General features: G+C 68.8%; 1 protein-coding gene. It reads left to right on the forward strand.

The features are described from left to right. On the forward strand, positions 1–548 hold a 548-nt coding region (locus tag AACY49_RS30185; RefSeq protein ID WP_339527904.1), incomplete at both ends, for a TolC family protein.

The raw sequence follows: 548 nt of genomic DNA on the forward strand, positions 1-548 counted from the left end.
GTCGGCGTGTCCCAGGACATTCCCAACCTCGCCAAGCGCCATGCCCAGCAGGCGCGCGCCGATAGCGACATCAAGGTGGCCGAGGCCGATACCGCGGTCGAGGCGCGCACCGTCGAGGTGGGCACCGCGCTTGCCTGGATCAATCTCGCCTACGCCGAACGCCGGCTTGCAGCTCTCGACGATGTTCTCTCCCGGCTCGAGCGCGTGGTGGGAACGACGCCGGGGGCTGTCGCCTCGGGCAACGCACGGCCGGCGCAGACGCTTGCCGGTCAGCAGGCGGTCGCGGCGATGCAGGATCGCCGCAGCGAACTGGTCTCCAACGTGGCGCGCGCCCGCGCGACGCTGACCCGCTGGACAGGCGATCCCGCGCCTGAGATCGCTGGACCAATCCCTGAATTCCCGGTCGATGCCGCCAAGCTGCGTGCCGGCCTTGATCACCATCCCACCATCGAGATGATCGATGCCCAGGCCGACCAGGCGGATGCCGATGTGCGTGTGGCCGACGCCGGTCGGCGCTCTGATTTCGGTGTCAACCTGGCCTATCAACG

Origin of the sequence: Pseudomonas sp. EL_65y_Pfl2_R96 (assembly GCF_963970905.1) — a bacterium.
Taxonomy (GTDB): Bacteria; Pseudomonadota; Gammaproteobacteria; order Pseudomonadales; family Pseudomonadaceae; genus Aquipseudomonas.